Origin of the sequence: Streptomyces sp. NBC_01460 (assembly GCF_036227405.1) — a bacterium.
Classification (GTDB): Bacteria; Actinomycetota; Actinomycetes; order Streptomycetales; family Streptomycetaceae; genus Streptomyces.
Genome location: NZ_CP109473.1, coordinates 7,098,179 through 7,117,664, shown reverse-complemented (window position 1 = coordinate 7,117,664; position 19,486 = coordinate 7,098,179). Strand labels below are relative to the sequence as shown.

General features: G+C 71.8%; 14 protein-coding genes and 1 tRNA gene. 2 read left to right on the top strand and 13 right to left on the bottom strand.

Annotated features, from left to right (window positions below):
* Positions 1-190 precede the first annotated feature (190 nt).
* On the top strand, positions 191-1,948 hold the full coding sequence (locus tag OG488_RS32030; RefSeq protein ID WP_329235394.1) for a hypothetical protein: 1,758 nt from the start codon (positions 191-193) through the stop codon (positions 1,946-1,948).
* A 110-nt stretch (positions 1,949-2,058) separates the two neighbouring features.
* Here OG488_RS32030 and OG488_RS32025 read toward each other — a convergent pair.
* Positions 2,059-2,146: transfer RNA gene (locus OG488_RS32025), tRNA-Leu, on the bottom strand.
* A gap of 179 nt (positions 2,147-2,325) precedes the next feature.
* Here OG488_RS32025 and OG488_RS32020 point away from each other — a divergent pair.
* Entirely contained in the window at positions 2,326-3,630 is a 1,305-nt protein-coding gene (locus tag OG488_RS32020; RefSeq protein WP_329235392.1) for a DUF2254 domain-containing protein, read from the top strand.
* 74 nt (positions 3,631-3,704) lie between these two features.
* On the opposite strand, the gene OG488_RS32015 is transcribed toward OG488_RS32020, so the two are convergent.
* From OG488_RS32015 to OG488_RS31960, 12 genes are all read right to left on the bottom strand, one after another.
* Positions 3,705-4,775, bottom strand: a complete 1,071-nt coding sequence (locus OG488_RS32015; protein WP_329235389.1) for a sugar phosphate isomerase/epimerase family protein — start codon at positions 4,773-4,775, stop codon at positions 3,705-3,707.
* A gap of 49 nt (positions 4,776-4,824) precedes the next feature.
* Positions 4,825-6,216, bottom strand: coding sequence for a nucleotide pyrophosphatase/phosphodiesterase family protein (locus OG488_RS32010; protein WP_329235386.1), 1,392 nt, complete (start codon positions 6,214-6,216; stop codon positions 4,825-4,827).
* Positions 6,213-7,388, bottom strand: a complete 1,176-nt coding sequence (gene eboE, locus OG488_RS32005) for a metabolite traffic protein EboE (protein WP_329235383.1) — start codon at positions 7,386-7,388, stop codon at positions 6,213-6,215. The genes OG488_RS32010 and eboE overlap by 4 nt, the downstream gene beginning before the upstream one ends.
* A gap of 3 nt (positions 7,389-7,391) precedes the next feature.
* The gene (locus tag OG488_RS32000) at positions 7,392-8,240 is read right to left on the bottom strand and encodes a TatD family hydrolase (RefSeq protein WP_329235381.1); all 849 of its coding nucleotides are present in this window, start codon (positions 8,238-8,240) and stop codon (positions 7,392-7,394) included.
* Positions 8,237-8,875, bottom strand: a complete 639-nt coding sequence (locus tag OG488_RS31995) for an EboA domain-containing protein (protein WP_329235379.1) — start codon at positions 8,873-8,875, stop codon at positions 8,237-8,239. Before OG488_RS31995 ends, OG488_RS32000 begins: the two co-directional genes overlap by 4 nt.
* Positions 8,869-9,768: a sugar phosphate isomerase/epimerase family protein gene (locus OG488_RS31990; RefSeq protein WP_329235376.1), complete on the bottom strand. Its 900-nt coding sequence runs from the start codon at positions 9,766-9,768 to the stop codon at positions 8,869-8,871. The genes OG488_RS31995 and OG488_RS31990 overlap by 7 nt, the downstream gene beginning before the upstream one ends.
* The gene (locus tag OG488_RS31985; protein ID WP_329235373.1) at positions 9,765-10,880 is read right to left on the bottom strand and encodes an SCO3242 family prenyltransferase; all 1,116 of its coding nucleotides are present in this window, start codon (positions 10,878-10,880) and stop codon (positions 9,765-9,767) included. Before OG488_RS31985 ends, OG488_RS31990 begins: the two co-directional genes overlap by 4 nt.
* Positions 10,877-11,995 (bottom strand): inositol-3-phosphate synthase, encoded by a 1,119-nt coding sequence (locus tag OG488_RS31980; protein WP_329235370.1) that lies wholly within the window; start codon positions 11,993-11,995, stop codon positions 10,877-10,879. Before OG488_RS31980 ends, OG488_RS31985 begins: the two co-directional genes overlap by 4 nt.
* Positions 11,996-12,090: 95 nt before the next feature.
* Positions 12,091-15,798 (bottom strand): ThuA domain-containing protein, encoded by a 3,708-nt coding sequence (locus OG488_RS31975; RefSeq protein WP_329235366.1) that lies wholly within the window; start codon positions 15,796-15,798, stop codon positions 12,091-12,093.
* Between the two features lie 344 nt (positions 15,799-16,142).
* Positions 16,143-17,147 (bottom strand): sugar phosphate isomerase/epimerase family protein, encoded by a 1,005-nt coding sequence (locus tag OG488_RS31970; RefSeq protein ID WP_329235364.1) that lies wholly within the window; start codon positions 17,145-17,147, stop codon positions 16,143-16,145.
* A gap of 12 nt (positions 17,148-17,159) precedes the next feature.
* Positions 17,160-18,380, bottom strand: a complete 1,221-nt coding sequence (locus OG488_RS31965) for a Gfo/Idh/MocA family protein (protein WP_329235361.1) — start codon at positions 18,378-18,380, stop codon at positions 17,160-17,162.
* 47 nt (positions 18,381-18,427) lie between these two features.
* On the bottom strand, positions 18,428-19,462 hold the full coding sequence (locus tag OG488_RS31960) for a substrate-binding domain-containing protein (RefSeq protein ID WP_329235358.1): 1,035 nt from the start codon (positions 19,460-19,462) through the stop codon (positions 18,428-18,430).
* Positions 19,463-19,486: the final 24 nt, after the last annotated feature.

Genomic DNA, 19,486 nt, shown 5'->3' with positions numbered 1-19,486 from the left:
GGAAATCAACCCCCTGAGCGATGCCCGAGGCCGGATTGTGATGCACCGCTCCCTCTGCCCGCTCCCCCTGCGGCTGGCCGTAATCCGTGCGCCGAGACAGCGCCGAGACGATCCGGAGAGGTGACGCCGGTTCCATCGCCCCGGGCCCATCCGGCCCGGCACGGTGGTGACACGACGCACTGGAGGTGCGATGGACGGCGGGGCAGCCAGAGACGCGGCGCGCGGGCGCGGACACGGGGACGAGCGCCGGGCGGTAACGGCGGTACGGCGGTGGTGGTCCCGCTGCGCCGTCCTGGCCGCGGCCGCCGTGGGCGCCGCCCTGCTGACGGCGCCCACGGCCCAGGCCGCGCCCGCCGCCGCGCAGGCGGCGCCCTGTCCCCAACTCCCCTGCGAGGGAGCGGATCCGGGTCAGGTGACCGGGTGGCAGTCCGGCGGGGCGCCGAAGGTCCTGAAGCAGACGACCCTCGCCTCGGGGACCACGATCATCCAGTACACCGGCAAGCCGGCCTGGGACGCCTCCGGCGGCCGTACCTACACCTGGGCCGAGGTGCGCTTCGGCACCGGGGTGCAGAACGGCCGGCTGTGGCTGCGCACCGAGGACAACTGGGGCGACGGCATCAACATCATCACGACCCTGCAGCACCCGCGTTCGTACCGCGCCACCACCGGCACCACCGGCATGTTCGTGTACTCGACCTCGGTCCCCCAGGGCACGTACGCCAACAGCGCCTGCGTCACCGACGGCAGCGAGCGGGGGTGCCTCAACCAGTACGCGGCCGAGGTCGTCCCGCTGGGGCCGTGCGAGGGCTGGTGCGCCGAGATCGCCGACCCGGTGGCGGTCCGGCAGTCCGACTGGTCATACGTGGAGCGCTCCGCGTACGACCGGGTCGAACTGCCGTCGGGCGCGTCCGTGCAGCAGGTGGCCGGACGCCTGAAGCAGGGCAGCTATCTGGGCTGGGCGGAGGGCGAGCTGCCCTCGGGCGGGCGCTTCTGGCTGGAGGCGTGGCAGGGCGAGGGCCGCTGGGGCCAGGTGTACTCCGCGCTCCCGCGTGACGGCGCCTCCCGCACGGCGACGGGCTCCACCCGGGCGTTCTCCTGGCTGCCGGAACTGCGGGCCTGCGTCAGCGACGCGACGGGCACGGAGTGCACCAGGGACGGGGACTTCATGGCGACGACCCCGCCCGGGGCCCCCTGCAGCACGCTTCCCTGCACGGGGATCGACCCGGCGAGCGTCACCGAGTGGATGCCGAACTACGAGGGTGATGTGGTGGAGGACGCCAACATCTACCTGGGGGGCCGGTTCAAGATCTACCAGGGCCGTCCGGCCTGGGACCCGTACCACATGTACTACTGGGGCGAGGCGGAACTCCCGCCGGGCCGCGACGACGTCTCGGCCACGCTCATGAAGCACGCGTCGAGCGGCGCCGACTCCCGGACCGCCCGCCCCGTGCCACTGCCCGGCGGCCGGCTGACCGCCTCGGGCACGACGAAGATGGTCGCGCTGGACCCGCTGTCCGGGGACGAGATAGCCGGACTGGTGGTGGACGGCAAGAAGTGGGCGTTCGCCACCCAGCAGGGGAACAACATCGACAAGACGTCCGTCCAGGGCCCGGTCGGCCTGTGCGCCCCGGGTCAGACGTGTGAGGGGATCTCCCCGGGCGCTGTCACCACCTGGTCGTCCAAGGCGACGGAGTGGGCGGCGGCGACCCTGCCGAGCGGCGCCCGCGTCACCCTGTCAGGCGGCCGCCCCGACTGGTCCGTGACCGACCACTACGCCTGGGCCCACTCGGACACGGCGGGCGTCACGGTGTGGCTGGAGGACAAGCAGTCCGGCGGGACGTACGCGAAGGTCGCCGACGCCGACAAGCTGAAGGCGACGGACGGCCGCTGGGTGCGGGCGTGCCTGAGCGACGGAACCACGACGAAGTGCACGACACCCACGTCGTGACCCACGCGGTGCGAGCCCCCGGAGGGCGGACCGCGTGGGTCACGAGAGCACCGTGAACAGCCCCCTACAACGCGAAGAACCCCAGCAGAGCTGGGGTTCTTCGTCATACATGGTGTCCGAGGGGGGACTTGAACCCCCACGCCCGATAAAGGGCACTAGCACCTCAAGCTAGCGCGTCTGCCATTCCGCCACCCGGACAAGGTGTCTGTCGTCCCGGGGTGTTCCCCGTGGCGACAAAGAAAACAATACCAGGGGTTTGGGGCGCCTCTCACCTGCGTTTTCGATGGTCAGTGCGGTGCGGCCGCCCACCGAGGGGGAATTCTCACGTTCCGTGGCGTGACGCGTACGCGGTGTCGTTCCGGGCTACCTTCGCCGTCATGAGTGGGAAGAGCGGGCGGACCGGCCGGCAGCTGCGGGAGAAGTTGCGCGACACCTTCTGGCTCGCGCCGGCCGTGGGGCTCGTGGGCAGCTTCGTCCTGTGGTGGGTCCTCTCGGAGCTCGACACCAGGATCGTCGCCCACCTCCAGGAGGAAGGGGCTTACGCGGAGCTGGCGGACCTCCTCGCCTTCACCGGCGACGCGCGGACGGTCGTCACCACGGTCAGTGCGGCGATGATGACCTTCATCGGTGTCGTGTTCAGCATCTCGCTGGTCGCGGTCCAGATGGCGAGCGGGCAGCTCACCCCGCGCGTGGTCCGGATCTTCGTGCGCAGCAGGATCAGCAGGCTGACGCTGACGGTGTTCCTCGCGACCTTCGCGTTCTCCCTGCTGGTGCTGACCTCGTACGAGGGCGGGACCGATCCGGATCCCCGGCGGGTGACGTCGGCGCCGCTGCTGCAGAGCCTGCTGACCCTGGGACTGGTCGGCCTGAGCCTCCTCCTGTTCGTCGCGTACGTCTCGTCCACCCTGCGGCTCATGCAGGTCGGGCCCGTCCTGGACCACATCGCCCGCGAGTCGCTGCGGGCGATGGAGCAGCAGCCCGGGGACCCGGCGGAGGCGGCGCTGCCGCCGATGCCCGGGACGGCGCACGTCGAGCACCGGGGGCGGGCGGGGGTGCTGCGGAGCGTGAGGGTGGCACGGCTGGTGCGGGCCGCGGAACGGCAGGGGGTCGTCCTGCGGCTGGTGCCCCGGATCGGGGACTTCCTGGTGCCGGGCACACCGGTCCTGACCGTGTACGGCGGAGCCGCGCCGCCGCCGCGTGCGCTGAGCCGCACGGCTCTCGTCGGTGTCGAGCGCACCTTGCACCAGGATCCGGCCTTCGGCCTGCGTCAGCTGTCGGACATCGCGCTGCGGGCCCTGTCGCCCTCCGTGAACGATCCGACCACCGCGGTGCAGTGCCTGGACCGGCTCGTGCAACTCCTCTCGGTGGCCGTACGTCTGCCGCTGGCCCCTCTGCACCATCGCGACAGGCGGGGCGATCTGCGCCTCGTCCAGGAGGTGCCGGGGTGGACGGATCTCGTGGATCTGGCGTTCGAGGAGATCCGGGGGTGCGCGGCCAGGAGCCCGCAGGTCACGCGGAGGCTGCTGGCGGCGTTCGACGATCTGCTGCTGCTCGCGGCCGGGGAGCGCAGGACGCCGTTGCTCAGGCACCGCGCACTCCTGGTGGAGGCCGTGGAGCGAACGGTGCCCGAGGCGGCCGGGCGGGCGTTCGCCCTGCGCCCGGACCGCCAGGGGATCGGCTGACCTGCGCCGGCGTGTCCCTGCGTGGGGCCCGGGGCTTGCCGGAACCGGGCCCCACACGTGTGCCCCGTCGGGTGTCAGTCCCCGCAGCGGCTCTCGCGGAGCGCGTGCAGGTGCTCGCTGGACTTGCGGGCGAAGGCGAAGGACTCGACCGGGTTGTCGTGCTCGGTCTGCCAGTGGTGGTACGTGCGGCCCCGGTGGGTACGGGCGGTGACCCGGCTCAGGAAGTTCTTGTAGTCGATGTCGCCGTCGCCGACGTCCGTCATGTCGTAGCCGTCGACGGCGGAGTCGTTCCGGGTCCCGTCCTTGACGTGGAAGAGCGGGTAGCGGTCGGGCTGCTTGAGCACGTAGTCGATGGGGTTGAAGGGCGCGGGTGTGCCGTCCACCCGCTTGCCGAAGCGGAACTGGGCGCAGAACGCCCAGTAGATGTCCATCTCCAGGTAGACCAGGTCGGGGTCGGTCTCGGCGAGCAGGACGTCGTAGAGCCGCACCTTCGGCTTGTCGGTGGCGAAGGAGAACTCCTCCGCGTGGTTGTGCTGGTAGAACTTCATGCCGCGCGCCCGGGCGGCGGCACCGTACGTGTTGAAGTCCTCCGCCGCCCGCTTCCAGCCGTCCACGGTGGAGCCGTAGCGGAAGGGGCCGGAGGCGGTGCCGATGTGCTTGAGGCCGAGGGCCTCCGCCTCGTCGAGGACCTTGGTGAGGTTCTGCGCGAAGGTGTACGCACCCGGGTTGTTGTCGTCGTAGTAGCCGACGTGACTGCCGATGGGGTTGAGACCGTGGTCCTTGGCCAGCTTCTTGAGCTGGGCCAGGGTGATGGCCCCGGCGGAACCCTGGGTGTACCCGGCGAACTCGATCTCGTCGTACCCGTACTCCTCCAGTTCGGCGAAGACGGGGGCGAAGCCGAGGGTGGAGACCTTGTCGCGCAGGCTGTAGAGCTGGATTCCGAGGCGGCCGGGCGGCAGGACGGGGCGTCCCTTGCCGTGGCCGTGGCCCTTACCGCGGTCGTGTCCCCGGCCTGCCTGCGGGCCCGTCGCCTGGGCGGCGGCACCGCTGAGGAGGGTCGCGGCCGTGGCTCCCGCGGCGACGCCCAGGACGTTGCGGCGGCTCAGTCTGCGGGCGAGCTCGGGGTCCTTCGGAGTGCGGCTCATGATCACAAATCTCCCTGTGGGTGTGCGGGGTGCGGGTGCGGGCGGACTGTCAGCGCAGTCCGGCGAGCTGGAGGAGCAGGGACTTCACTTCGGTGGCCCGGACTCGGCCGCCGAACGCCTGGGGGGTGGAGCAGAGGATGAGCGGACCTTCGTCGTCGTCCGTGGGGAGCCGGCCGTGGCTGCCGCGGATGGGCGAGGGGTCCAGGGGGACGACGGCCATGCGGTAGCGCATCCCGAGCTTCTTGCGCGCGACCGCGGAGACCGCCTTGACCCGTACGTAGGGGTCCTGGGGGTCCATGAAGAGTTCGACGGGGTCGTAGCCCGGTTTGCGGTGGATCTCGACGAGCTGGGCGAAGTCGGGTGCCCGGTCGTCGTCGAGCCAGTAGTAGTACGTGAACCAGGCGTCCTTCTCCGCGACGGCGACGAGCTCTCCGGAGCGGGGATGGTCCAGGTGGTGGGCCTTCTTGCCCTCGTCGTCCAGGAGCTGTTCGATGCCGGGCAGGTCCGCGAGGGCCGCCCGGGTGGCTTCGAGGTCCTCGGGACGCCGCACGTAGATGTGGGCGAGCTGGTGGTCGGCGACGGCGAAGGCCCGTGAGGCCATCGGGTCGAGGTACTCCATGCCGTCCTGGGTGTGGACCTCCAGCAGCCCGGCCCGGCGCAGGGCGCGGTTGATGTCGACGGGCCGCTCGACGCGGGTGATGCCGTACTCGGAGAGGGCGACGACGGTGCGGCCCTGGGTCTTGGCGTCGTCGAGCAGCGGGCCCATGGCGCGGTCGAGGTCCGCCGCCGCCCGGTGCGAGCGGGGGTCGTCGGGGCCGAAGCGCTGGAGGTCGTAGTCGAGGTGGGGCAGGTAGCACAGGGCCAGGTCGGGGGTGCGGGTGGCCATGATGTGCCGGGTGGCGTCGATGATCCACTGTGAGGAGACGAGATCGGCGCCGGGACCCCAGAAGTGGAAGAGGGGGAAGGTGCCCAGCTTCTCGGTCAGTTCGTCGTGCAGGGCGGGCGGCCGGGTGTAGCAGTCGGGTTCCTTGCGGCCGTCGGCGTAGTAGACGGGGCGGGGGGTGACGGTCCAGTCGGTGTCGGCGCCCATCGCGTACCACCAGCAGACGTTGGCCACCGTGTAGCCGGGGTGGGCGCGCCGTGCGGCGTCCCAGAGCTTGTCGCCCTCGACGAGCCCGTTGTGCTGACGCCACAGCAGGACGTCCCCGAGCTCACGGAAGTACCAGCCGTTGGCGACGATGCCGTGCTCGGCGGGGGTCGTGCCGGTCAGGAACGTCGACTGGGCGGCACACGTCACCGCCGGCAGGACCGTGGACAGAGGGGCCTGTGCGCCCGTCGCGGCCATGGCGCGGAGGTTCGGCATGTGCCGGAGCAGCTGCGGGGTGAGGCCCACGACGTCGAGGACGAGGAGCGGGGTGGGGCCGGTGCCAGGTGTGGTCATGGGAGCTCCTTCAGTCCGAGGTCGGCGAGGAGGTCGCGGGCGAGGGTGAGCTCGGCGGCGATGCCGTCCGCGAGTTGCGTGCGGGTGCGGGGCCGCAGTGCGGCGGGGAGCGCCTGCCAGGTGTACGTCTCGACCTCCAGGTGCCGGGTCAGGGGCACCGGCCCGCCGACGAGCCGGGCCAGCACCGACTGCAGCACCGGGAGCGTGGAGGTGAGCGGAGGCGCGGGAGGCGCGTGGAGCGGGACGTGGAAGTGGGAGCGCCACGGGGTGCTGTCCGGGAGCGCTCCGCCGGAGACCGCCTCGTCCAGGTCGTCGGTCCCGCGGAGGCCGGCGGCGGTGAGGGTGCGTGTCTGGTGCAGGAAGCGGGGTTCGGCGAAGGCGCCCAGTGCCGCGCGCACCTCCGGCAGGTGCGGGTGCTCGGCGTGCAGGGCCGCGGAGAGCTGTGCCTTGGCGACGGTGACACCTGCCGCGCGCAGGGCGTCGAGGGCGGTGTCGGGGTCCTCGAAGGACGTGGCCAGGTGGCAGGTGTCGACGCAGATGCCGATCCGGTCGTGGCCCACCTCGGTGAGGGGGCCGATCGCGTCGGCGGTGGTCTCCACCGTGCACCCCGGCTCGGGCTCCAGACCGATCCTGATCGACTTGCCCGTGAGCTCGGCCAGGGCGTCCAGCCGCTGTGCCAGCGTGCGGAGCGCCTTCTGCGCGGTGACGGCCGCCGTGGGGTCCGTGTCGTAGGGGGTGCGCCAGGCGATCGGCAGGGTCGAGATCGTGCCGTCGGGGACGTCGTCGGGGAGCAGGGCCGCGAGCAGCCGGGCCAGGTCGGTGGTGTGGGCGAGGCGTTCCGGGTCGGTCCAGTCCGGTGTGTAGACGCGGTACTTGACCTCCTGGGCGCCGAAGCCCTCGTACGGGAAGCCGTTGAGGGTGACCACCTCGAGGCCCCGGTGGTCGAGCTCGCCGCGCAGGGCGCGCAGCGCCGCGGGGTCGTTGATCAGGACGCGGGCGGCGTCCCTGGCGAGCCAGAGACCGATGCCCAGCCGGTCCCGTCCGAGCCGTCTGCGTACCGGCTCGCAGTGGTCACGCAGCTGGGCCCGCACCCCTTCGAGGGTCTCGGCCGGGTGCACGTTCGTGCAGTACGCGAGGTGGACGGTGGAGCCGTCGGGGTGGCGGAAGCGCACGGCTCACTCCCCGCCGCGCAGGATGGAGTTCCCCTCGTGCAGCGGGTCCGGGGCGGCGATGTCGAGCTGGAGCCGGCCGCTCTGCCCGTAGAAGGCGACGGGGTTGCGCCAGAGCACCTTGTCGACGTCGTCCTCGCCGAAGCCCGCCTTCAGCATCGTGTCCGCGACCTTGCGGGTCTTCAGCGGATCGCTCTTCCCCCAGTCCGCGGCCGAATTGACCAGGACCCTGTCCGTCCCGTAGGTGTGCAGGACCGTGATCATGCGGTCCTCGTCCATCTTCGTGTCGGGATAGATGGAGAAACCGGCCCAGCAGCCACTCTCGAGTGCGGCCTTCACCGTCGTCTCGTTGAGGTGGTCCAGCAGCACCAGCTCAGGGGCGAGGGAGGACTCACGGATCACGTCGATGGTGCGGTGGAGGCCGGCGAGCTTGTCGCGGTGCGGCGTGTGGACCAGTGCGGGAAGACCGTGGTCGGCCGCGAGCTGGAGCTGAGCCGCCAGGGCGTGGTCCTCGGCCGGAGTCATCGAGTCGTAGCCGATCTCCCCCACGGCCACCACCGAGTCCTTCACCAGATACCGGGGCAGGGCGTCCAGTACCGGGGTGCAGCGCGGGTCGTTCGCCTCCTTCGGGTTGAGGGCGAGCGTGCAGTGGTGTGCGATGCCGTACTGCGAGGCCCGGAAGGGCTCCCAGCCGAGGAGGGCGTCGAAGTAGTCGAAGAAACTGGCGGGCGAGGTGCGGGGCTGCCCCAGCCAGAAGGACGGCTCGACCAGCGCACGGACCCCGGCGTCGTACATCGCCTGGTAGTCGTCCGTGGTGCGGGAGGTCATGTGGATGTGGGGGTCGAAGATCCTCATCGGGATTCCTCCGTGGACGTGGGGGCGGGGACGGGCGCCGGGGCCGTGAGGTCGAGTACGGTCCGCAGCCCGGCGGGGACGGTGCGGCCCGCCGCCGTGCGTTCTGCCGCGAAGTCGCCCAGCATGCGTGCCAGTTCGGCGTCACCACGGGCCCGCTCGGCGAGTCGGTCGAGGGCCTCGACGGGGACCTCGGTGAAGAGGCATTTGAGGACGGCGTGGCGCCAGCCGTGCGTGTCGAGGTGGGCCGCGCCGTACGGGCCGACGGCCGCGGCGACCAGCCGGGTGTCGTTGGTCCGCAGGGCGTCCTCGACGAGCGGGAGCGCGGCGGCGCCGAGGTCCAGCCGGTGCAGCGTCAGCAGGACGGCTCGGCGTTCCGCGGCGGTCCCCTGCTCGTAGAGCCTGGTGACGGCCGGCAGGCCGGCGTGCGCCTCGACGAGCAGCAGGGCGCGTACGGAGTCGGCGTGCTCGAACCCGCAGTGTCTCCCCGCCGAGGCGAACCGCAGCTCCCAGGGCGGGTTGCCGCTGACGGCCTCGGGGTGGCCGGCGGCGTGCGCGGCCTCGGCAAGCGCTTCGTCGAGCCAGGCTCTGGCGGCTCCCCGGAGCCGGTCGTCGAGTTCCTTGCGGTCGATCAGCACGGTGCGGCTCCGTTCGTCGTCCCGGTGGCCCGGCGCAGGAAGTCGATGGAGGTGCGGGCCATCTCCGGGCCCGCGTGGGAGTGCCGGGGCAGTTCCACGACGGTGAGGCCGGTGTAGCCGGTGGCGGCGAGCGCTTCGAGCACCGGCGGGAAGTCGATCTCGCCGTCGCCGAACGGCAGGTGCTCGTGGACCCCGCGCCGCATGTCCTCGATCTGCACGTGGCGCAGCCAGGGCGCGGCCTCCTTCACGCAGTCGACGGGCGACGCGGGCTCCAGGCACTGGCAGTGACCGATGTCCAGGGTGAGCCCGAGGGGCTCCGGGTCACCGAGGAGGGCGCGCAGATGGTGGAAGTCGGCGAGCGTGGCGAGGAGATGGCCGGGTTCCGGTTCGACCGCGAGGGGAACTCCCGCACCGGCGGCGGCATCCAGTACGGGACCGAGCGCGTCGGCCAGCCGCTGCCAGGCGAGGTCCCTGCCGGCGTCCGTCCCGTCGGCCGCCCCGGCGTCCGTCCCGGTGGCCGGCGGGACGACGCCGCTGAAGCAGTGCACCGCGTGCGCGCCCAGGTCGGCGGCCACGTCGACGGCGCGGAGGAGCAGGGCGACACGCGCCGCGCGGGCGTCCGGGTCCGGGTCGAGGAGGGAGGGACCGTGCTTGCGCCGGGGGTCCAGGACGTACCGCGCGCCTGTCTCGACCGTGACGCCGAGGCCGAGACCGGTGAGCCTGCGGGCCACCTGACGGGTGCGGTCGGCCAGGTCCGGGGCGAGCGGATCGAGGTGCATGTGATCGAGGGTCAGGCCCACGCCGTCGTAACCGAGGTCGGCGAGCAGGCCGAGGGCGTCGTCGAGCCGGAGGTCCGTCAGCCCGTTGGTGCCGTAGCCGAGGCGAAGGGTCATGTGGGGCTCACCTTCCGTGCGAGGGCGCGGGCGAGAGGGACGAGACCCATGACCGCCAGCCCGTTCAGTGGCGATCCGGCCCGGGCCGCGAGGGCGGCCTGCAGCGGGATCATCGCCCCGATCCCGCCGCCGACGGCTCGTTGGGTGAGGGGTGGGGAGGGATTCAGGGCCGCGTGGAGGAGGGGTGTCGCGGAGGTCCGGAGGTAGGCGCCGGTGAAGACGGTGAGCAGCAGCCCTCCGGCGGCGGCGTGGGGCCGAGGGGGTTCCCAAGGCGCCGGCCGCCCGCGCAGCACAGCGGTCCCGAGCGCGGCGACACCGGCCAGCGCCGCGAGCGGTGCCGTGGTGGATCCGCCCTGCGTCTCGTGCCGCGAGACGGCGGTGACGGCGTACGTGTGCGCGCCGAGCGCGAGGGCGGCGGGGAGCGCGGCGGCCGGGGCCCGGACACGGGCCGGCCGGGCGGGCGCTGCGGGTGCGGTCGTGGCCCCAGTGGCCTTCGTGGTCGTCGCAGTCGTCGCAGCCGTCGCCGTGGCCCCGAGCAGCAGGTCCAGGGTGCGGGCGGCGGCCATCGCGGCGGGCCCCAGCCTGGTGTGCTTGAGATGCAGGTCGTAGGCCCAGACCGTGGCCGCCAGGCCCGATGCGACGGCCAGGGTGGGGCGGCCTGCGCGGGCGGCGAGGGCCAGGCCCGCGGCCGTCAGGGTGCCCGCAGCGGCCAGGGCGGCCCCCGGGGCGACGCGGCCCGACGGGATCGGGCGGTGGGGGCGGTCGACGGCGTCCTCCTCGCGGTCCGCCCAGTCGTTGAGGGCCATGCCCGCCTCGTACAGGCACAGGGACGCCCCGACGGCGAGTGCCGTGCCCCGGCCGGGCCGCAGCCCGGCGGCCGCGGCCCCGGCGAGTGCGTCACCGGGCACGGTGAACAGCGCGGACACCCGGAGCAGCTCGGCCCAGGCCCGCAGGCGGGCCCGGGGACCGTGCCTGTCCGGTGCGGGCGCAGTCCCGCCCGCACCGGACAGGCTGACTGGGGGGACCCGCACGGGTGCGGCCTGCGCCTGCGGCCGTGCACCGAGCAGGCGCGGGGAGCCGGTCACCATGGCGAGCAGCCGGAGGGGGGTCACCGGGCGTCCCGCAGGCGTCCGGCGAAGTCCAGCAGCGCCGCGTACTGCTCGGGCAGCGCCGCCGGCCCGCCGTCCGGGTCCTTGAAGTAGAAGCCCAGCTCGGGCCGCGGGCCGGTGAGGCCCGCCTCGTGCGAGCGGGCCAGCAGCCGGGCCAGGTCCAGGACCAGCGGTGCGGCCAGGGCGGAGTCGCAGCCCTGCCAGATGGTCTGGAGGATCATCCGCGAACCGAGGAACCCGTCGAAGGCGATGTGGTCCCATGCCGTCTTCCAGTCCCCCATCGCCGGTACGTCGTCGATGTGGACCTCTCCCTCGGGGGCGGCCCCGAGGGTGTCGGCGAGTACGCGTTCCTTGCCCGCGTTCTTGGCGGCGGCCGCCGCCGGGTCGGCCAGCGCCGCTCCGTCCCCGCCGCCCAGCAGGTTCGTGCCCGACCACGCCCGCACCGGCAGCGCGCGCTGCACGAACATCGGTGCGAGCACGGAGCGGAGCAGCGTCTGGCCCGTCTTGCCGTCGCGGCCGGCGTGGGGAAGTGCGCAGGAGGCGACGGCGTCCTGGAGGTGCGGGCTGCGCAGCCCCGTGGACGGGGTGAAGTTGGCGTACGGACAGCCGGCCCGGAGGGCCGCCGCCGCGTAGAGGGAGCTGGCGGGCAGCCGGGAGTCGCCCTCGCCGGGGGCGGGTTCGGTCGAGGCGACGTTGATGACGACGGTGCGCGCCAGCCCGTTGCGGCGGGTGAAGTCCTCGATGTCGGCGGCGAAGGCCGCGATGAGCTCCTCGTCGGTCCGGGTGTCGCCGGGGAGCGGACCGCCCGGCCGTATCTCCGTGTCGGCGGCGCCGAGTTCGGCGGCGACGGCCGAGGGAAGGCCGTGCGGGAGGACTCCCCCGGCCGCGAGGGCCTCGGCCCGCTTGGGCAGGGGGCAGTCGAGGGTGTCGTGGCCGCCGAAGACCAGGGAGGTCAGCGGCGGGAGCCCGGCGCCGGTGAAGGGCGGTGTCTCGGTGACCATGCCGGTCGGCGGGTGGAGTCCCGCCGCGATGGCCGCGCACCCCGCGGTGGCGGTGGTGGCGACGGAGCCGCGTGCTCCGATGAACCAGATTCCGGTACGAACGGCATGTGCGGTCACGGGCTGCCTCCCTGGGGGGATGTAGAGGGGTGGTGGGCGGTGGGCGGGGAAGGCGTACGCTTCCCCGCCCACCGCCGGCGCAGGAGGTGGCCGCCCTACGTCGAGGGCAGCTCCCTCAGCTGGATGTCGCGGAAGGACACCTGGTCGTCGGCTCCGTGGTTCTGGAGACCGATGTAGCCGTCCTTGAGACTGCGGGCGGGGTCGGTGTTGGTGAAGTCGTTGATCTTCACGCCGTTGAGGAAGATCTGGAGCCGCTCGCCCTGGACCTTGATCTCGTAGCTGTTCCACTGGCCGGGCGGCCGCAGGACCCGGTCACGGGCCTTGATGTCGGCGGATTTGAAGGTGTAGACGGCGCCGGTGGTGCGGTCCGCCGCGTCGGTGGCGTCGATCTGGACCTCGTAGCCGTTGTTCACCGCGGACCAGGGGTCGTCCGACGCGGGGAACCCGACGAAGACACCGGAGTTGTCGTCGCCCGCCATCTTCCAGTCGAGCTTCAGCGAGTACGCCTTCAGCTCCTTGGCCTGGTAGGTCAGCAGCCCCATGCCGCCCTCGGAGCGCAGCTCACCGTCGGCCACGGCGAACTTCCCGGGGCCGGCCTGCTTCCAGCCTTCGAGCGTCTTGCCGTTGAAGATCGGCCGGTAGCCGGTGTCCGGCTTGCAGTTGGCCTTCACCTGCCCGGCGGCGTAGCGCAGACCGCCCAGCAGGTGCTGGCGGAAACCGGGTTCGGCGTACGACTCCTTGGTGTGGCCGAGGCCGGTGTAGAAGGAGCGGCCGCCCTGGTACGCCTGGCACCAGGAGATCGGGTGGTCGCCCTTCATGGTGCCGCCGGTGTAGGTGGTCTCGTCCAGCGTGGCGAGGACCTGGGCCTTGTCCCGGGGGTTGGTGCGGTAGTTGTACCACTCGTCGGTACGGTCCCACGCCTCGTCCAGGTGCGCGGTCGCCGGGTGGTCGTGGTTCTCCACACGGACGGTCGCGGGCTGGATCTGCGGGTGCGAGTCGAAGTAGGCGCCGACGAGTCCGCCGTAGAACTCCCAGTCGTACTCCGTGTCGGCGGCGGCGTGGACACCCATGTAACCGCCGCCGGTCGCCACGTAGTTCTCGAAGGCCTTCTGCTGGCCGGCGTCGAGGATGTCACCCGTCGTCGAGAGGAAGACGACGGCGTCGTAGCGTGCCAGGTTGCTGGTCGTGAACTGGCCGGGCTCCTCGGTGGAGTCGACCGTGATGTTGGTGTCCTTGCCGAGCTCCTTCAGTGCGGCGATGCCCGCGGGGATCGAGTCGTGGCGGAAGCCGCCGGTCCTGGAGAAGACGAGGACGCGCTTGGCGGTCCGGTCCACCGGGCTGTTCGAGAGCTCGAAGTCGTCCACGTCGTACAGCGCTCCCGCTCCGCCCTTGAACACGAGGAAGAGTTCCGTGGCCTTCTTCGGCGCGCCGCGCAGCGGCACGTCGACGTCCTGGAACGAGTCCCAGCTGCCGGTCACCGGGATGGGTGCCGAGCCGAGGATCGTGCCGGTGGGCGAACCCGTCCGCACCTCGAGGAAGCCTCCCGCGCCGGCCGAGGACGTGCGGGCGGTCAGTTTGGTGGTGCCGTCCAGGATGTACGGCTTGAAGGAGATCCAGTCGTCGTTGTCGATGTCGCCGACGGTGCGGCCGCCGTTGGCGCTCGTCTTGCTCGGGGTGGTGATGCCGGAGGAGCCGGTGAAGTGCTCGGCCTGGCGGTGGCGCGGCTGGAGCTGCGCCTGGTCGCGTCCGGTCAGCGCGGCCTGTCCGCCGCCACCGCCGTCGGTGTAGGAGGCCGAGATGCCGCCGTAGATGTTGGCGTTGGGGTCGTGGCCGCCCTCCATGGCGGTCTTGATGGTCCCCTCGCAGCCGTGCTCGGTGGTGATGTCGTGGCCGTGGCTGTCATGGCCCAGGGTGAACGTGACCTCGACCTTCGAGCAGTCGATCATGCCGTCCTCCGGGTCCGTGACGGTCACCTTGAAGGGGACCGCGTCGCCGAACTCGAAGAGCCGGCCGTCGGACGGGAACTGCATGTCAACGACGGGCGCGGTGTTGCCCACGGTCACGTGCACGCTCGCCGAACCGGTGCGGCCCGTCGGGTCCTTGGCGGTCACGGTGGCGGTGTAGGTGCCGTTCTTCTTGTACGTGTAGGTGGGGTCGGCGGCCGTGGAGGTGCCGCCGTCGCCGAAGTCCCAGGCGTACGTGAGGGCGTCGCCGTCCCCGTCGGTGGTACCGGCCGAGGAGAACTTCACCTTGAGCGGTGCGACGCCGGAGGTCTTGTCGGAGGACGCCTCGGCGATGGGCGAACGGCCGCCGGTGGCGTTCTCGATGCGGTAGAGCGCCGAGTGCTCGTCGCCGCCGAACCAGGAGAGGCCGTAGTCCAGGACGTACAGCGCGCCGTCGGGGCCGAAGGCCATGTCCATGATCTGTGTCCCGGTCCACGGGACGTCGTTGACCGACTGGACGGCGCCGTCGGCGTCCTGCTCGATGCGCTTGATCCACTGCCGGCCGAACTCACCGGCGAAGAAGTCCCCGTCGTACTCCTCGGGGAACTTCACCGGAGAGTCGAGGTCCGCGTCGTAACGGTAGACCGGTCCGCCCATGGGGGACTCGGAGCCGGTGCCGAACTCGGGCACGGAGGCACCGTCGTACGGGATCCAGGCGGCCTGCGCGGGCGGCAGGTCGACCAGGCCGGTGTTGTACCGCGACTCGTTCTTCGGGGCGGCGCAGTCGAAGCGGGCGCCGGAGGTACCCGTGGCGAAGTCGTAGTCGTTGAAGGCATCGTTGTCACCGGTGCAGAAGGGCCAGCCGAAGTTGGCGGGCTTCGTCACCCGGGCGAACTCGACCTGGCCGGCCGGTCCCCGGTTCGGGTCGGCGGCGCCGGCGTCGGGGCCGTAGTCACCGACGTAGAGGATGCCGGTGGCCCGGTCGACGCTGAAGCGGAACGGGTTGCGGAAGCCCATGGCGTAGATCTCGGGGCGCGTCTTCTCCGTCCCCGGGGCGAAGAGGTTGCCCTCGGGCACGGTGTACGCGCCGTCGTCGCCGACCTTGATGCGGAGGATCTTGCCGCGGAGGTCGTTGGTGTTGCCGGAGGTGCGGCGCGCGTCGAAGGCGGGGTTGCGGTCGGCCCGGTCGTCCAGCGGGGAGAAGCCGTCGGACGCGAACGGGTTGGAGTCGTCGCCCGTCGAGAGGTAGAGGTTGCCCTGCGCGTCGAAGTCGATGTCGCCGCCCACGTGGCAGCACATACCACGGGTGGTCGGGATGTCGAGGACCTTCTTCTCGCTGGCGTTGTCCAGCGTGCCGTCCTCGTTGAGCACGAAGCGGGAGAGCCTGTTCACTCCGTCGAACTTCGCGAAGTCGGCCGCGGTGCCGTTCTCCGGGGCGTCGCCGGCCGGGGTGTCCAGCGGGGGCGCGTAGTAGAGGTAGATCGCCCGGTTCTCCGCGAAGTCCGGGTCGATCCCGACGCCCTGGAGGCCTTCCTCGTCGTGCGAGTAGACCGGGATGGTGCCGGAGACACGGGTGTTGCCCGCGCTGTCCGTGATCCGCAGCTCGCCGCCGCGCGAGGTGTGCAGCACGCTGCGGTCGGGGAGCACGGCCAGCGAGATGGGTTCGCCGGTCTCGGCTGCGCCCTTGGCGAGCGTGACCTGCTGGAAGTCCTCGGCGGCGTCCTGCGCGACCGCCTCACGCGGGGCGTCGGCGGTCGCTGCGGGCGAGGAGCCCAGGGTGAGAGTGGCGGCGGCGAGCAGTCCGCCGGTGAAGAGGGCGAGTGTCTTTCGGGCGCGGAGCCGTCTGCTGCTTCGGTGCACGTGCGTCCTCCGGAGTGTGCCGGTTGTTCGGGCGGGTGCGTTCTGCCGTTCCGCGCGGGGACTGCCGCGCTCGTCACCGGGGCTGCTGAGCCCCCGGTGACGCGAGTCGTGTCGTGTACACGGAATGGACGGTAGCCCTCTTCATCCGGCACGGAAAGCCCTTGCGCAGCAGGTGAGTCGAACTTCTGCCCGCGGCAGGACAAAGGCGTTCCGGGGCATGACGAACCACCCCCTGGCGGTGTCCTTCGACCGTCGGCGAGGCCTGAGCCCACTAGGCGTCAAGTCCGCCGACGGTCGGGAACCGGGGGTGCGGAGGAGCGGAAGCGATCGGGACCGGAGGGCCCCTAGTCGCCCCCGCCGAACGCCGCGTCGAAGGAGGCACTCGGCGGGTCGAAGTCGAAGCGCTTCAGTGAGGCCAGCGCTTCCGGCGCCCCCGTCAGCCGGTCCATGCCCGCGTCCTCCCACTCCACGGACACCGGCCCCTGGTAGTCGATGGACCGCAGCATCCGGAAGACGTCCTCCCAGGGCACGTCACCGTGTCCCGCGGAGACGAAGTCCCAGCCGCGCCGCGGGTCGCCCCACGGCAGGTGGGAGCCGAGGCGCCCGTTGCGGCCGTCGAGGCGCTTGCGGGCCTCCTTGCAGTCCACGTGGTAGATCCGGTCCCGGAAGTCGTACAGGAAGCCGACCGGGTCGAGGTCCTGCCACACGAAGTGACTCGGGTCGAAGTTCAGCCCGAACGCCGGCCGGTGGTCCACGGCCTCCAGGGCGCGGTGCGTGGTCCAGTAGTCGTAGGCGATCTCGCTCGGGTGCACCTCGTGGGCGAAGCGCACACCCTCGGCGTCGAAGACGTCCAGGATCGGGTTCCAGCGCTCCGCGAAGTCCTCGTAGCCGCGTTCGATCATGTGCGGCGGGACCGGCGGGAACATGGCGACCAGATGCCAGATGGACGATCCGGTGAAGCCGATGACGGTGTCGACCCCGAACGCGGCGGCCGCACGGGCGGTGTTCCTGATCTCCTCGGCCGCCCGGCGGCGTACGCCCTCGGGCTCCCCGTCCCCCCAGATCCGGGCGGGCAGGATCCCCTGGTGACGCTCGTCGATCGGGCTGTCGCAGACGGCCTGGCCGACCAGGTGGTTGGAGACCGCCCAGCACTTCAGGCCGTACTTGTCGAGCAGCTGGCGCCGGCCGTCGAGGTAGCCGGGGTCCGACAGGGCCTTGTCGACCTCGAAGTGATCGCCCCAGCAGGCGAGTTCGAGCCCGTCGTAACCGAAGTCCCGGGCCAGCCGGCAGACCTCCTCCAACGGCAGGTCGGCCCACTGGCCGGTGAAGAGAGTGAAGGGACGGGGCATGCGGGGAACCTCCTACGGGGCGACCGGGGTGTGGACGGAGTTCTTGGCGGCGCTCTCCTCGACGGCGGCGAGGACCCGCTGGACCTGGAGTCCGTCCGCGAACGACGGCACGGGGGCGCGCCCCTCGACGATCGTGCGCACCACGTCCCTGGCCTGGTGGACGAAAGTGTGCTCGTAGCCCAGACCGTGGCCCGGCGGCCACCAGGCCTCCAGGTACGGGTGCTGGGGCTCGGTGACGAGGATCCGGCGGAAGCCCGCGCTGGTGGCGGGTTCGGTGTGGTCGTGGAAGGAGAGCTCGTTGAGCCGTTCCAGGTCGAAGGCGATCGACCCCAGCTCCCCGTTGATCTCCAGGCGCAGGGCGTTCTTACGGCCCGCCGCCATCCGGGTCACCTCGAAGGAGGCGAGGGCTCCCGACGCCATCCGTCCGGTGAACAGTGCCGCGTCGTCGACAGTGACCGCCCCCCGTGCGGCACTGTCGGCGGCGCCGGAGAGGCCGGCGGCCGCACCGGCGAGCACGGGCCTGTCCCGGACGAAGGTCTCGCTCACCGCCGAGACGCCGATCAGCGGTTCCCCTGCCAGGTACTGGGCGAGGTCGACGATGTGCGCCCCGAGGTCGCCCAGAGCCCCCGACCCGGCACGCTCCCGCTGCAGACGCCAGGTCAGCGGCGACTGCGGGTCGACGAGCCAGTCCTGGAGGTAGGTGGCCCGCACATGCCGCAGGGCGCCCAGCCTGCCCTCCTCGATCATCGCGCGGGCGTAGGTGAGGGCGGGCACCTTGCGGTAGTTGAAGCCCACGATCGCCACCTGGCCGCGGGCCGCGGCACGCTCCGCGGCCTCGACCATGGCTTCCGCCTCTTCCACCGTGTTGGCGAGCGGCTTCTCGCACAGCACGTGCTTGCCCGCCTCCAGCGCGGCGATCGCGATCTCCGCATGACTGTCGCCCGGGGTGCAGATGTCCACCAGCTGCACGTCGTCCCGGGCGATCAGGGCGCGCCAGTCGGTCTCCGCCGCCGCCCACCCGTGCCGGGCGGCGGCGGCCTCGACGGCCGTGCGGTCGCGTCCGCAGATCGCGGCGAGAGCAGGTCTCACCGGCAGGTCGAAGACATGTCCTGCGGTACGCCACCCCTGCGAGTGGGCGGCGCCCATGAACGCGTATCCGACCATGCCGACGCCGAGCGTCGCCGTCGGCGGCGGTGCCTCGGTCTCCTGCTCCGACTCTTCCCTACGGGCCATGCGGACTTCCTCCTCATCGGTGGTTCGGGGGCGGCGGCGGTGCGGGATCAGCTGAAGCCCGTCGGCAGGTACTGGTCGATGTTCTCCTTCGTGACCACGGCCGAGTACAGCGTCAGCGACGTCGGGATCTCCATCTCGGAGAGGCCCGCGACGCCCTTGTTCTGGCCGAGGGCGCGCGCCAGGTCGATGGCGGAGGCCGCCATCGTGGGCGGGTAGAGCACGGTGGCCTTCAGGACGCTGTTGTCGGCCTTGATGGCGTCCATCGCGGACTTGGCGCCCGCGCCGCCGACCATGATGAACTCGTCGCGGCCGGCCTGCTCGATGGCCCGCAGGGCGCCCACGCCCTGGTCGTCGTCGTGGTTCCAGAGGGCGTCGAACTTCTTCTGGGCCTGGAGGAGCTGCGCCATCTTGGCCTGGCCCGACTCCACCGTGAAGTCGGCGGCCTGACGGGCCACCAGCTTGACGTTGGAGTAGTTCTTGAGGGCGTCGGCGAAGCCCTGGCTGCGCTGCTTGGTGAGTTCCAGGTTGTCCAGGCCGGCGAGCTCGACGACCTTGGCGTTCGCCTTGTCCTTGAGCTGCTCGCCGATATAGTGCCCGGCGTTGAGGCCCATGCCGTAGTTGTCGCCGCCGACCCAGCAGCGGTAGGCCTGCGGTGAGGCGAAGATGCGGTCCAGGTTGACGACCGGGATGCCGGCCTTCATGGCTTCCAGGCCGACCTGGGTGAGCGCCTTGCCGTCGGCGGGGAGGATGACGAGGACGTCGACCTTCTTGTTGATGAGGGTCTTGACCTGGCCGATCTGGGCGGCGGTGTCGTTGGACCCCTCGGTGATCTCCAGGGTCACCTCCGAGTACTTCTCCGCCCGCGACTTGGCGTTGACGTTGATGGCGTTGAGCCATCCGTGGTCGGCCTGCGGCCCGGCGAAGCCGATGGTGACCGGCGCCCCCGGCTTGTCGTCGGCTGCGGGCCGGCTGCTCGGCGCGGCCGACGCCTTGGGCTCGTTGCTGGTGCAGGCGGTGAGGAAGGCTCCCGCGGAGACGGCCGCGGTGCCGAAGAGCAGTCCTCTGCGGCTGGTTTCTGGCATGGCTGTGGAACCCTTCATCCGGGT

Bases quoted from the DNA above. Each gene is read 5' to 3' on its own strand.
- OG488_RS32030 (WP_329235394.1), top strand. From the start codon at position 191: ATGGACGGCGGGGCAGCCAGAGACGCGGCGCGCGGGCGCGGACACGGG.
- OG488_RS32020 (WP_329235392.1), top strand. From the start codon at position 2,326: ATGAGTGGGAAGAGCGGGCGGACCGGCCGGCAGCTGCGGGAGAAGTTG.
- OG488_RS32015 (WP_329235389.1), bottom strand. From the start codon at position 4,775: ATGAGCCGCACTCCGAAGGACCCCGAGCTCGCCCGCAGACTGAGCCGC.
- OG488_RS32010 (WP_329235386.1), bottom strand. From the start codon at position 6,216: ATGACCACACCTGGCACCGGCCCCACCCCGCTCCTCGTCCTCGACGTC.
- OG488_RS32000 (WP_329235381.1), bottom strand. From the start codon at position 8,240: ATGAGGATCTTCGACCCCCACATCCACATGACCTCCCGCACCACGGAC.
- OG488_RS31990 (WP_329235376.1), bottom strand. From the start codon at position 9,768: ATGACCCTTCGCCTCGGCTACGGCACCAACGGGCTGACGGACCTCCGG.
- OG488_RS31970 (WP_329235364.1), bottom strand. From the start codon at position 17,147: ATGCCCCGTCCCTTCACTCTCTTCACCGGCCAGTGGGCCGACCTGCCG.
- OG488_RS31965 (WP_329235361.1), bottom strand. From the start codon at position 18,380: ATGGCCCGTAGGGAAGAGTCGGAGCAGGAGACCGAGGCACCGCCGCCG.
- OG488_RS31960 (WP_329235358.1), bottom strand. From the start codon at position 19,462: ATGCCAGAAACCAGCCGCAGAGGACTGCTCTTCGGCACCGCGGCCGTC.